At 38.7% G+C, this 13400-nt stretch carries 13 protein-coding genes and 1 riboswitch; of the genes, 11 read left to right on the top strand and 2 right to left on the bottom strand.

Going from position 1 to position 13400, the window contains the following annotated elements:
- Positions 1-57: 57 nt before the first annotated feature.
- The 4 genes from nikB to B3D94_RS19855 are packed head-to-tail and all read left to right on the top strand — an operon-like array spanning position 58 to position 3421.
- Positions 58-1011 carry a nickel ABC transporter permease gene (gene nikB / locus B3D94_RS19870; RefSeq protein WP_069481481.1) on the top strand — a complete coding sequence of 318 codons (954 nt, stop codon included), beginning with the start codon at positions 58-60 and terminating at the stop codon, positions 1009-1011.
- A gap of 22 nt (positions 1012-1033) precedes the next feature.
- A complete protein-coding gene (locus B3D94_RS19865; RefSeq protein ID WP_069483357.1) occupies positions 1034-1816 on the top strand; it encodes an ABC transporter permease subunit in 783 nt (260 codons plus the stop codon).
- Positions 1817-1826: 10 nt separating this feature from the next.
- The gene (locus B3D94_RS19860) at positions 1827-2600 is read left to right on the top strand and encodes an ABC transporter ATP-binding protein (protein ID WP_069481480.1); all 774 of its coding nucleotides are present in this window, start codon (positions 1827-1829) and stop codon (positions 2598-2600) included.
- Between the two features lie 2 nt (positions 2601-2602).
- Positions 2603-3421, top strand: coding sequence for an ABC transporter ATP-binding protein (locus B3D94_RS19855; RefSeq protein WP_291759754.1), 819 nt, complete (start codon positions 2603-2605; stop codon positions 3419-3421).
- Between the two features lie 47 nt (positions 3422-3468).
- Here B3D94_RS19855 and B3D94_RS19850 read toward each other — a convergent pair whose 3' ends face one another.
- A complete protein-coding gene (locus tag B3D94_RS19850; RefSeq protein WP_291759751.1) occupies positions 3469-3954 on the bottom strand; it encodes an NUDIX hydrolase in 486 nt (161 codons plus the stop codon).
- 229 nt (positions 3955-4183) lie between these two features.
- Positions 4184-4378, top strand: a riboswitch (cobalamin riboswitch).
- A 190-nt stretch (positions 4379-4568) separates the two neighbouring features.
- Here B3D94_RS19850 and mmgD point away from each other — a divergent pair.
- The 6 genes from mmgD (at position 4569) to B3D94_RS19820 (ending at position 11738) form a co-directional block, all read left to right on the top strand.
- Positions 4569-5690: a citrate synthase gene (gene mmgD, locus B3D94_RS19845; protein ID WP_291759748.1), complete on the top strand. Its 1122-nt coding sequence runs from the start codon at positions 4569-4571 to the stop codon at positions 5688-5690.
- Between the two features lie 98 nt (positions 5691-5788).
- Positions 5789-7222 carry a bifunctional 2-methylcitrate dehydratase/aconitate hydratase gene (locus B3D94_RS19840; RefSeq protein WP_291759745.1) on the top strand — a complete coding sequence of 478 codons (1434 nt, stop codon included), beginning with the start codon at positions 5789-5791 and terminating at the stop codon, positions 7220-7222.
- Between the two features lie 42 nt (positions 7223-7264).
- Positions 7265-8179 carry a methylisocitrate lyase gene (gene prpB, locus B3D94_RS19835; protein WP_291759742.1) on the top strand — a complete coding sequence of 305 codons (915 nt, stop codon included), beginning with the start codon at positions 7265-7267 and terminating at the stop codon, positions 8177-8179.
- Between the two features lie 31 nt (positions 8180-8210).
- Positions 8211-9869, top strand: coding sequence for an acyl-CoA dehydrogenase family protein (locus B3D94_RS19830; RefSeq protein WP_291759738.1), 1659 nt, complete (start codon positions 8211-8213; stop codon positions 9867-9869).
- A 10-nt stretch (positions 9870-9879) separates the two neighbouring features.
- Entirely contained in the window at positions 9880-10665 is a 786-nt protein-coding gene (locus B3D94_RS19825) for an enoyl-CoA hydratase-related protein (RefSeq protein WP_069481475.1), read from the top strand.
- Between the two features lie 14 nt (positions 10666-10679).
- Positions 10680-11738 (top strand): enoyl-CoA hydratase/isomerase family protein, encoded by a 1059-nt coding sequence (locus B3D94_RS19820; RefSeq protein ID WP_069481474.1) that lies wholly within the window; start codon positions 10680-10682, stop codon positions 11736-11738.
- 115 nt (positions 11739-11853) lie between these two features.
- Here the strand turns inward: B3D94_RS19820 and B3D94_RS19815 are convergent, their stop codons facing one another.
- Positions 11854-12486, bottom strand: a complete 633-nt coding sequence (locus B3D94_RS19815) for a YczE/YyaS/YitT family protein (RefSeq protein ID WP_069481473.1) — start codon at positions 12484-12486, stop codon at positions 11854-11856.
- A gap of 121 nt (positions 12487-12607) precedes the next feature.
- Between B3D94_RS19815 and B3D94_RS19810 the strand changes: the two genes are divergently transcribed.
- On the top strand, positions 12608-13126 hold the full coding sequence (locus tag B3D94_RS19810; RefSeq protein ID WP_069481472.1) for a GNAT family N-acetyltransferase: 519 nt from the start codon (positions 12608-12610) through the stop codon (positions 13124-13126).
- Positions 13127-13400: the final 274 nt, after the last annotated feature.

The following is a 13400-nucleotide window of genomic DNA, read 5'->3' as shown; positions in this document are numbered from 1 at the left end:
GTGTGTCGAATCAGGACAACTCTCTTTTTATCATCGGATGAAATAGGAAGTGACGACATGTACGAATCGACTTGGATGTTTTGTGTAAAAAGAATTCTCACACTTCCATTTGTATTAGTAGGCGTATCTATTCTAACCTTTGTGTTTATTCGTTTCGTACCAGTAGAACCGGCAGAGGTCATCCTTCGACTTTCAAGAATTGCCCCAACACCAGAGGCTATACAAGCTTTACGAGAAGAATTAGGGACAGACAAGCCTTTTATCATGCAGTATCTGCTATGGGTAAAAGGCGTTTTACAGCTAGACTTTGGGACATCTTTTGTTAGTAAATTACCCGTGGCTCATGAGCTATTTGCTAAGCTACCCGCTACCATTGAATTAGCTTTAGTAGCATTTATCCTAATTTTAACTTTTAGTATTCCGTTAGGGGTTGTGAGCGCATTATATAAGCATTCCTTTATCGATAAAATCATTCGATTGTTTACAGTCCTAAGTGTATCCATTCCAACATTTTGGTTAGGGTTTATCCTACTCTACCTTTTTAGCTTAAAACTTGGCATTTTTCCGACGAATGGAAAAGGTTCGGTAGCACATATTGTTTTACCAGCCTTCACCTTAGCTTTACCTACAATCGGATTGTTCTCACAGTTTATCCGCTCTGCCGTAATCGAAGAATACGAGAAGCCATATGTAAAATATGCACAGCTAAGAGGCTTGAAAAAATCGGTCATTCTCATCCGGCACGTGGGGAGGAATGCTGCCATACCGATATCAACTTTGTTTGGGATGACACTCGGAAATTTGCTAGGTGGTGCTGTCATAGTCGAGCAAGTATTTAGTTGGCCGGGGCTCGGTCGATATTTAATAGAATCCATAACGAATCGTGATTACCCCGTTGTACAATGCTATGTGTTGGTGATTGCTGTCATCTATGTGCTCGCCAATTTAGGCACAGATGTATTGCATCGTTTATTGGATCCTCATCTGATGATGAAGGATAGGAGAGGGTAAAGTGAACTTAGGACGTATACATATGAGAAGATATTTTAGTCTCACCTTACTGATTATCATTGGTTTACTAGGACTGTTAGCCCCACTCATTATGCCTCATGACCCTTTAGCAGTCGATATTTCTAAGAAATTTTTAGCCCCCTCATGGGACTATCCATTAGGAACAGACCATTTAGGAAGATGTGTCTTCTCCCGATTGCTTTTAGGGATTCGGTATTCTTTAGGTGCGGCGCTCGTCATACAAATAATTGCTATTCTAGTAGCGATACTACTGGGCGCATGGGTCTCCTTAAAAAGAGGTATAATAGATGCGCTATTTATTCGGGTATGCGATATTTTATTAGCTTTTCCAACACTTGTACTAGCATTTGGGCTTTTAGGTGTATTAGGACCGAGCTTGAAAAATGTGTTAATTGCACTTAGTTTGACACAGCTTATTTATTATTCGAGGCTAATCCGAGGTTTATTTATTGGTATGAATGAAAAAGACTTTATTCTAGCGGCAAGAATCAGTGGTACTACAGGTGCGAAATTAATTATTCGTCACTATCTCCCTCATGTTTGGCCACCAATTGTAACGATTGTGGCATTAGATATGGGGAAGGTCATTTTAGAGATTGCGGGCTTTTCCTTTATTGGGCTTGGTGTGCAGGCTCCCACCCCTGAATGGGGAATGATGGTAAATGAAGGGAAGCAATATATCCGCCAACATCCTGAATTAATGCTATATCCTGGGCTTGCTATTGTCCTTGTTGTCCTAGTATGTAATGTTTTAGCAAGTAGTTTGAAGAAGCCTGATCAGTAAAGGGGTAGCTATGAAGAAAATTTTAGAAGTGAAAGACTTATCGGTCAAAATTGGAGAACAGAATATTTTATCCTCCATTCATTTAACAGCGTATCAAGGCCGAGTGTTAGGAATTATTGGGGAAAGCGGTAGTGGGAAAACGATGCTTTGCCAAGCTATTATGCAAGCCTTACCGACTAGTGCGCAGATTACCAAAGGGCAAATTTTCTACCATCAGCAGGATTTATTGAAGGTAACTGCTGCTCAAATGAGAGCTTATCGTGGTAGACATCTTTCTATTATTATGCAAAATCCTTCGACCGCCTTTGACCGTGTTCAAACCATTGAAAGTCATTTTCGTGAATCATTAAAGGCTCATTTTGTTATAACTAAAAATGAAATAAGACAAATTGCTATTGAAAGCATGGCAAAAGTTAATTTACCTAATCCCGAGCGCCTTTTACATTATTATCCATTCCAATTAAGTGGGGGAATGCTACAACGTGTGATGATTGCTTTGTCATTGGCAATTCAAGCCTCGGTATACATAGCTGATGAGCCTACGACAGCTCTTGATACAGTCAATCAAAAGCAGGTATTGACATTATTTGATCGTATTCGCCTGGAAACACAGGCTGCCATCCTTCTTGTGACACATGATTTAGGCGTTATTGCTGAACTTGCTGATGATGTAGCCGTGATGTATAAGGGGAAAATAATTGAACAAGCGAATGTCTATGATTTTTTTGATGCACCTCAGCATCCTTATACAAAGAAACTATTACAATCCCGAATTATGTTTTAGAGGTGAAAAGATTGAAGCTACTAGAAGTGAGAAATATTGAGAAGAACTATGCACATAGACCGTTCATATTCAAGCGAAGACAGGATGCTCCTGTATTACAGAAAGTATCATTTTCACTTCAGGAGGGGGAATGCTTAGGGATTGTTGGACAAAGTGGCTCAGGAAAAAGCACATTGGGCCGAATTATATTAGGGATGGAAAGGCCAACAGCCGGTGAGATTCTATTTCAAGGGGTTAATCTTTATGATGCCACTAGCCAACAGAAAAAAATGATACGGAGAGATTTACAAGCAGTCTTTCAAAATAGCTATCATTCATTAAATCCAAAGCACACCATTTTTCAAATTTTAGAGGAACCATACCTAAATTTCGAGCAGTATAGCTCAGCTGAGAGACATTATAAGGTAAAGGAATTACTTGATCATGTAGAGTTAGAAAAATCTATTGCCGAAAAGTATCCTTCCCAGCTAAGTGGGGGACAACAACAGCGTGTGAACATTGCGAGAGCGCTTGCCTTACATCCAAAATTAATTGTTTTAGATGAAGCCATTAGTAGTTTAGATATGATTTTGCAAAAACATATCATTCAATTACTACAGACACTACAAAAGGATTTGCAACTTGCATACATTTTCATTTCTCATGACCTACAGGCTACACGCTTTATTTCAGATCGCATCCTTGTCATGCAAAATGGTCAGCTAGTAGAGGAAAGTATGAAAGGTGAACAATTTAAGCATTCCGCATCACTTGAGCTGTACAATGCGATTTTACCCACTCATCCTCGCGAAAGAAGTCACAAGAATACTAGTTTGGAATAATCTGAAATACCTTTGCGAATAAAGTCCTTATTAAAATTCTTACATTGTTATTTGGAAAGCTTCGTAAAGGAGCTTTCGAACCCCCATATTTTGCCCTCTAGGTTGTTTAAGAGAGCAATCGTCCTCTGTTCCATATTATTCGGAAGTTCTTCTTTACTGAAATAAGTGAGGCTTAAGCTCTCACCATCTTTCATTTCCAATACCCCCCTTACATGATTAGCTCTATAAAGGTGAATGACTGTATAGATTTCATCGCCATTCGGATAACAGTAGTAATAATCAGGCCCCGAAAAAACACCGATAAAATCAAACTCTTTAGCCACGAGTCCCGTTTCCTCATAAAGTTCACGAGCAGCAACCTGCTCTAATGTTTCGTTTATTTCCATTGAGCCGCCAGGTAATCCCCAATCCAACATATCTGAACGATGTTGAAAGAGTATCTTCTTATCATCATTAACAACAAGAACTGTCGAACCGACGCTTATAATCGGTCTATTACCGATAAGCTTTCTTAATTCTGTTATATAACCCATCCCGTCACTCCTCGTTTCATCGTTATGCAAACCAATTCGCTTTTAAAGCAGACTTCATAAATATAGCTTCATTGGGATTGATGAACAATCTTTTTTTGAGCGAAATAATGCTTAAATATGCAGAATAGTTCGTCAAAAAAGAAAAATAGCTTTTTATAATCAGTCTTTTCTGAATTTTACCTATATTGATTGTTTGGAAACCACTATGTTAAGGTAAAAAGACAAATTGAATATGCTAAATTTTGGTGGTTCAAATGGGGTTGATTCCATTTGATTAAAAGGGAAGTTGGTGTGAGTCCAACACTGTCCCGCAACTGTATGTAGGAGTTTCATAACGAGGCCACTGTTTTGTTCATCAAAACGGGAAGGTGTTATAGGAATGTTGATTATAAGTCAGGAGACCTGCCGCTAAATAAGCATCAATTGACCTACGAGGATAGGGAGGTGTTAGCTACTGTATGATGATTGTGAATGGATGTAAGTTCACTGTTTTTTGTTCTGTCATACTTTTGTAGATTAACAACTTCTAAAGGGGTAGAAGTTGTTTTTTTGTTGTTCTTTCGAGTTTGAATGGTAACGCTTACAAGAATGATTATACAAAGGGGTTGTAATTCATGGAGTTAACGTATTCACCAGGTCTTGATGGAGTTATTGCTGCGGAAACAAAACTGTCTTTCTTAGACGTAGTAGGAAGCCAAATTGTTATACGGGGCTATGATTTGATTGAACTATCTCAGCGATATTCCTATTTAGATATTGTCCATTTATTATTGCACGGAAACCTACCAACTACTGAGCAACAAGCTGACTTACAGGATAATTTGAAAGAAAACTACCACGTTCCACAAGAGCTTTTTCAAATTTTTAACTTATTACCAAATGGGACACATGCTATGGACGGCCTTAGAACTGGAATTTCAGCGTTAGCAGGATATGATCAGCATATCAATGATCGTTCGACTGAAAAGAATGTAACACGAGCATATCGACTTTTAGGTGGAATGCCCAATATCGTTGCGAATAGCTACCGTGTATTAAATGGTCAAGAGGTAGTAGAACCGGATAGTGAGCTTTCATATAGTGCTAATTTTTATTACATGATTACTGGAAGAAAACCAACACCATTAGAAGAGGAAATTTTTGACCAATCACTTGTTTTATATAGTGAACATGAAATGCCGAATTCGACCTTTGCTGCTCGTGTTATTGCTTCCACACAATCTGATCTGTATGGTGCTCTAACTGGTGCTGTCGCATCATTGAAAGGAAATTTACATGGTGGGGCAAATGAGGCAGTCATGTATATGCTGCTTGAAGCTAAGACTGCAGAAGGCTTTGAAGCGATGCTGAAAAACAAGCTTAAAAATAAAGATAAAATAATGGGCTTTGGCCATCGTGTCTATATGAAAAAAATGGACCCAAGAGCGCAGATCATGAAAGAAGCTTTGTATAAATTATGCTTGGAGCAAGGGGATGACCGCTTATATCACATGTGTGAAGCTGGTGAAAAAGTGATGGTGGAGGAAAAAGGCTTGTATCCAAATTTAGATTATTACGCTGCGCCAGTGTACTACATGCTGGGCTTACCAATTGAATTATATACGCCTATTTTCTTTGGCTCTCGAACGATCGGTTTATGTGCACATGTGATCGAACAACATGACAATAATCGATTATTTAGACCTCGTGTTCATTATATAGGCGAGCGTCATAACCTTGAAGAATTGTCGGTATAATCAAGTTTTAACAACTCGCCAAAGAGCTGATGGGCATTCTGACCAATACCCATCAGCATACTAGTATATCAAATTCATACCTTGAAAGGAAGATATAGATGATTAAAACGAATGAAAAAACGATGGCAGACCAGCTTCTTATTGATATTGCGGATTACGTATTAAACACAAAGATTACGAGCGAAGAAGCTTACGAAACGGCTCGATATGTTTTATTGGATACGTTAGGTTGCGGCATTTTAGCTTTACAATATCCTGAATGTACAAAACTTCTGGGTCCTGTAGTACCAGGTACAGTTGTTCCAAATGGTACTCGTATTCCAGGAACATCCTATGTCCTTGATCCAGTAAAAGGTGCCTTTAATATCGGTTGTATGATCCGTTGGTTGGATTATAACGATACATGGTTGGCGGCAGAATGGGGGCATCCTTCTGATAATCTAGGTGGCATATTGGCTGTAGCCGATTATTTGAGTCGTGTACATGTTGCAGAAGGGCAAGAGCCTCTCCAAATAAAAGACGTTTTAGAAATGATGATTCAAGCTCATGAAATACAAGGAATACTTGCACTCGAAAATAGCTTAAATCGTGTTGGCTTAGATCACGTCTTATTCGTCAAAATAGCGACAACAGCTGTAGTAACAAAGGCTTTAGGTGGTACTCATCAAGAAATTGTCAATGCTTTATCAAATGCTTGGATTGATAATTCAAGTTTAAGAACCTATCGACATGCACCTAATACGGGCTCTAGAAAATCATGGGCTGCTGGCGATGCTACAAGCAGGGCGGTACAACTAGCAATGATGGCTGTGAAAGGGGAAATGGGCTATGCAACTGCATTATCTGCACCAGGCTGGGGATTCCAAGATGTGCTCTTTAATAAGCAAGAATTAAAGCTTGCGAGACCACTTGCATCTTATGTTATGGAAAATGTCCTCTTTAAAGTGTCTTACCCTGCAGAATTTCACGCTCAAACGGCTGCAGAATGTGCTGTTCATTTACATCCTGAAGTAAAGAATCGCCTAGCTGAAATTGACCGCATTGACATTACGACGCATGAATCAGCCTTACGAATTATCGATAAAGAAGGGCCTCTTCACAATCCTGCTGATCGTGATCACTGCCTTCAATATATTACAGCTATTGGTCTTATTTATGGTGACATTACAGCAGATCACTACGAAGATGAGGTGGCTGTAGACCCACGCATTGATGACTTGCGAAATAAAATGATTGTCGTGGAAAAAAGCCAATATACAATCGACTATTTGGACCCTGATAAACGATCCATTGCGAATGCTGTTCAAGTTTATTACAAAGATGGTACATCATCCGAGCTAATTGAGTGTGAATATCCTTTAGGACATCGTTTCCGCCGTAAGGAAGCATTTCCTCAGATCATTGATAAATTCCAGCAAAACATTCGTACGCATTATTCTCAAAAACAACTCCATACAATAAATGAGGTTTGTGCAAATAAAGAGCTGCTTGAACAAATTGCTGTCCATGAATTTATTAATCTATTTATTTAATTTAGAAGGATTCCGAACACAATAAAGAGGAGGTTTTTAAAAATGGCGTGGATTGTCCAAGAAGCGAAGACACAAAAACAATTAGCTGAACAATTTAAAGCTCTGATCGCTCGTTCAGCTATTTTGCAAATACCAGGGGCACATGATGCAATGGCTGGTTTGATGGCTAAAAAAGTTGGCTTCGAGGCATTGTATCTTTCGGGTGCCGCTTATACAGCGAGTAGAGCCCTACCGGATTTAGGAATGATTTATTCAAATGAAATAGCTCAGCGTGCTAGTGATATTATTCGGGCTACTAATTTACCTATGCTAGTGGATATTGATACGGGCTTTGGTGGTGTATTAAATGTTGCTCGTACTGCTCGTGAAATGGTAGAGGCAGGGGTAGCTGCCGTACAGCTAGAGGACCAAAATCTTCCTAAAAAATGTGGACATTTAAATGGCAAAACTCTTATTTCAATGGAAGAAATGATACAAAAAATAAAAACGATTAAACAAATAGCCCCTACATTAGTAATTATTGCTCGCACGGATGCAAGGTCAGTTGAAGGTTTAGAGCAGGGTATTCTAAGAGCCAAAGCATATGTTGCTGCTGGGGCAGATGCTATTTTTCCAGAGGCATTACAAACTGACAAGGAGTTTAAACAATTTGCCAATGAGTTAGATGCACCCTTATTAGCTAATATGACTGAATTCGGTCAAACTCCTTATTATACCGCCAAAGAATTTGAAAAAATGGGCTACTCGATGGTCATTTATCCTGTTACGTCTATGAGAGTTGCAGCGAAAGCATACGAGCGTGTATTTGAATTAATAAAAAATACTGGAACACAACAAGAAGCAATTGAGGATATGCAAACAAGAAGCGAATTATATGAAACGATTTCCTATTATCAATACGAGGATTTAGATCGTGAATTAGCGAAAACCATTTTACCTAAGGAGGAAATAAAGTAGGATAGATAACTTTCTTTCAAGGAGGACTCATATGGATCAACTAGAAGACAAAATGACGATCTTTACACCAGAGGATTTTCATGATGAAGAAGAGCTCATTGCAAAAACTGCTGAGCTCTTCATTAAACAGGATGTCTCACCGAATATTTCATCTATTGAACAGCAACAGTATGGGATCACTCGTCAACTATTTCAAAAAGCAGGTGATCTTGGTTTACTGGCTATTGAAATACCAGAAGCCTATGGAGGACTCGAGCTCAATAAAACAATTTCTGGGCTTGTAGCAGAGAAAATGGGCTTTGGGGGCTCTTTCAGCGTTTCCTACAATATCCATGCTGGGGTGGGCACATTACCCTATGTCTATTTTGGCGATGAGGAGCAAAAGCTGAGGTACTTACCAAAGCTTGCATCTGGGGAATGGATTGGTGCCTATGCACTTACAGAGTCCGATTCAGGTTCTGATGCACTGCGCCCCAAAACGAATGCTAGATTAACAGAAGATGGTACAGCATGGATAGTAAACGGAGAAAAGCAATGGATTACGAATGCTCAGCTAGCAGACGTCTTCGTTCTTTTTGCCCAGACGCAAAATGGGATGACTGCGTTGATTGTCGAACGTTCCTTTAAAGGGGTATCCGTAGGTCAGGAAGAGGAAAAAATGGGCATTAAAGGCTCTTCAACGGCAACGCTCATTTTAGAAGACGTTATGGTGCCAATCGATCATGTTCTTGGAGAGATCGGCAAAGGGCATATCGTCGCTATGAACATCTTGAATATGGCACGTCTAAAGCTAGCCTTTTCCAATATAGGAACGGCCAAACAGGCATTTCTATTAGCTGTGAATTACGGAAAGGGACGGAGACAATTTGAACGATCTATCGTTGATTTTACAATGATACAGGAAAAACTTGCTAACATGTTCGTTTTGATTTATGGAGCAGAAAGTGCTGCATACCGAACGGCTGGAAAAATGGATGAGGCTATTGCATCAGGTAGTAATGAAACAGTGGTTCAGAAAATATCCGAATTTGCACTTGAATGCGCACTCCATAAAGTACATTGTTCCGAAGCACTTGGAAAAATTGCTGATGAAGCTGTTCAAATACATGGTGGATATGGTTATATGCAAGATTATGATGTGGAACGTTTGTATCGGGACGCAAGAATTAGCCGTATTTTCGAAGGCACGAATGAAATCAATCGCCTCACAATGGCTAAAATGCTGTGGAAAAAATATGTACAAATAACTGCAATAGAAGATGATTTTATCGACAATCAACCATTAGATAAAAATCACCATTATATCCTACTTTCCAAGCATTTGATGCAATTAGCAATTACAGTCATTACGAATGCACAGATTCAACTCGAACAGGAGCAAGAATTTATGCGTTTATTGGCAGATATAGCCATGGAAAGCTATGTCATGGAATCAGCCTGGCTCAGGTCGAAAAAAGCTGTGCATGAGCAAACAAAACAATTGATGACAGACATATTATGCCAGGAGGGTTACCGCAAAATAGAAGAAAGTGCGATTACTATAATTACGGCCGCTGAAAGCAATGAGCAAAAACGAGTAAGCTTGCTAAATAATATTCGACAGTTAAATATTCCACTACAGCAAAATCTCTTTTTGAAAAAAAGGGCACTTACGAGAACATTCATTGACAATCCAAAAATGATTAGTTAGGAGGAACAGCATGATCGGTACATTTGCAAACGTTAGGAAAGAGGGTTCTATTTCTATTATCCATTTAGATCATCCACCTGCAAACACTTTGTCATCAGCTTCTATTGAAAACCTGCGTCGTATTTTCCAAGAGCTAGCGGAGGATGAAGAAACAAGCGCCATTATTATTACAGGCACTGGCCGATTTTTTGTCGCTGGGGCTGATATAAAGGAGTTTGTTTCAGCCTTTGGCCAACAGGAAAAAGCATTACAAATGGCTCAAGCAGGGCAAGCGCTATGCGATGAAGTGGAAGCCATGAAGAAGCCAGTTATTGCGGCCATTAATGGACCCGCCCTTGGAGGAGGACTCGAACTGGCGTTAGGATGTCATTTCCGAATTGCTTCGAATCAGGCCATTCTTGGCTTACCAGAATTAAAGCTTGGACTACTCCCTACATTCGGGGGGACTCAACGACTTAGCAGAATAACAAATCAAGCAACGGCGCTCCAATTAATTTTAACAAGTAAACAATTGAGTGCAGACGAGGCATTACAGCTCGGTATTATCCAACTAGTAACAGAACCTGAGGAACTTTTGATGACGGCTAAGATTGTTGCGCAGTCCTTTGTTGAGGGTAAAAGTATGACAAGTGTCTCTCGTACAATTGAATGTGTGATTCAAAGCACGAATGCTAATTTACAACAAGGACTTGAACTTGAACGAACTCGTTTTGCTGAGCTATTGTTAACAAATGATGCTAAAGAGGGTGTGCAGGCATTTATTGAAAAAAGACAACCACACTTTAAACATTGTTAAAGGAGGGGTCCTACATGGCAAACGAAGTATTATTTTCGGTCGAAGATGGAGGAGCGGCAACCATTACATTGAATCGCCCTAAAGCTTTAAATTCACTTACCACTGATATGCTTAACCCCATTAGAGAAAAATTAAAAGAATGGGAAGCGAATGATCAAATTCGTCTTATTGTACTGCAAGGGGCTGGGGAGAAGGGATTTTGCGCTGGGGGTGACATCAAAACACTTTATCAAGCACAAACCAGTCAAGATGCATTGCTAGGGGCTGAAAACTTTTTCGAAGTGGAATATGAAGTGGATTTGGCGATCTATCATTATCCTAAACCCATTATTGCTTGTCTTGATGGCATTGTCATGGGAGGTGGAGTCGGTTTAACCTTTGGAGCAAGCCACCGAATCGTTACAGAGTGTACAAAATGGGCGATGCCGGAAATGAATATTGGCTTTTTTCCAGACGTTGGAGCGGGCTATTTCTTAAACAAAGCGCCAGGTTTTATTGGTTACTACCTAGCATTAACTGCTTCCACTATTAAAGCAGCAGACGTCCTTTTAGCTAATGGTGCAGATTATTATATGACGAGTGATAAGCTATTTGATTTCCTTCAAAGTGCAAAACAGACGGACTGGCATTCTAACAATATAAACTCAGTCTTAAACCAACTAATAAAGAAATATTCCAGTAAGGCATCCGCAAACAGTGAACTTAAGAATCTTCAAACTGCAATAAACCACCATTTTTCAAGAAATACAGTAGAGGAAATCATACAATCCTTAGACAGTGACCCAAGCGAATTTGCCCGTGTCACGAAGCACTTGCTTCTGTCGAAATCACCTTCCTCTTTAAAAATTACGTTACAGCAGCTTATTGACGCTCGTGAAAAAACAGTAGAAGAATGCTTTAAGACAGATTTCATTTTGGCAAGAAACTTTTTAAGACATAGGGATTTCTATGAAGGTGTCCGCTCCGTTGTCATTGATAAGGATCGAAATCCTCATTATACCTATCAATCATTAGAAGAATTCACAGAAGAGGATAAAAAAAGGTTTTTTCAAGAAAACAGTGTAACATTATAGATTTCGTTTAAAAATCCTGTTAGTAGCAGGATTTTTTTATGGAAGAAAGGGGGGACTGCCAGCTACTAGGCAAAAAAATTTATCAAAAGACATCACCCCATTCAAAACATGAATACTAGCTTTTAAGCTCTTCATTTTGAGACGTATTAGAGCGGTATAGGATGTTATCTAGTATTCTACCAGTAATCGGCATAAAGAAATGGAGGATGAAACCTCCTAAACAAACCGTTATGATTGTTCCGAAGCCAATTGGACCTTTAACCATTAATGCCAGCACTAAAAACAGGATATAAATAGTCGTTCTTGCAAAAAAGATGCTCCTTTTCGTTAGCTCTTTAATTATTAAGGTTAATCGGTCAACAGGAATCGGTGCAAAATTCGTATGTAAATAGGTGGCAGTCCCTAACCCAATTACCATTAAACCAACACCAAAACAAACGACTTGACTATACCAAGCTACAGGCGTTAACACATTGTGTAACACAAATAACCACATATCAATCCCAATTCCCGTAATAAAAGCTGTAATAAAGCCCAAAAATTCGGGCCTCTGTTTGTTTAATATTGCATTACAGCCTATTAAAATAATGGCCAATATAATTTCCCAGCTACCAACTGTCAGCCCTATATTTTTAGATAATCCTACTAAAAGAGCATCAAAGGGGGAAGTACCTAGATTGGATTGAATAGTTAAAGAAATGCCCAGTGTTAAGATGAAAATGCCTATGACATAGAAAACATACTTCACTTTTACTACCTCCCTACATTTTTTATTGCATATACAACAAAATTAAGTTACATTCAATATATATTCTTTTTGTTGCATTTGCAATATAAAATCTATAAAGAGTTTTAAAGGAGTGTTATCAATGTCAATTAAATTAGCAAAATGTAGCATAGGTGATTTAAAAAAACTCCAAGAGGTGAGTATTGAAACATTCAATGATACCTTTAAAGATCAGAATTCACCTGAAAATATGACTGCTTACTTGGAAAAAGCATTTACAGAGTTTCAGCTGGAAAAGGAATTATGTAATGAAGCTTCAGAATTCTATTTTATCTATGACAATGATGTCATTGCTGGTTATTTAAAGGTGAATGTCAATGATGCCCAATCTGAACAAATGGGGAATGAGTCACTTGAAATTGAACGTATTTATATTCGACAGTCATTTCAAGGAAGGGGTCTTGGCAAATATCTTATGAATAAGGCCATCGAATTAGCTGAAGCCCAAAACAAAAGTAGTATCTGGTTAGGGGTTTGGGATAAAAATGACAATGCCATAGGCTTTTATAAGAAAATAGGCTTTGTTCAAACTGGGGCGCACAGCTTTCACATGGGTGAGGAAGAACAAATAGATTTAATTATGACAAAAACACTCATTTAAATTTTAACTGGCAGAAACGTTGATATCGCAGCATTTCTGCCATTTTTCTATGCATACTTAATATTTTTCTGCATGAACATCTTGATGCAATTGCTTTTAAAAATAAAAACATTCCAGCCATAAGAACTATTCCGAGATTGACCTCTTCTTTCTATTCTTTTGTAATATTTCGCCTTTATAACCCTTTAAATATTAATAATCTTTCGTGGATGATGCAAAAAACGACGTATTTTTCTATACTTTTACCTATTTCGATGGTTTATATTGCCATATA

It is taken from the genome of Lysinibacillus sp. UBA5990 (assembly GCF_002429815.1).
In the GTDB taxonomy this organism is placed as follows: domain Bacteria; phylum Bacillota; class Bacilli; order Bacillales_A; family Planococcaceae; genus Lysinibacillus; species Lysinibacillus fusiformis.
The sequence above is the reverse complement of the archived record's forward strand: the minus strand, read 5'-3'. Positions and strand labels throughout refer to the sequence as shown.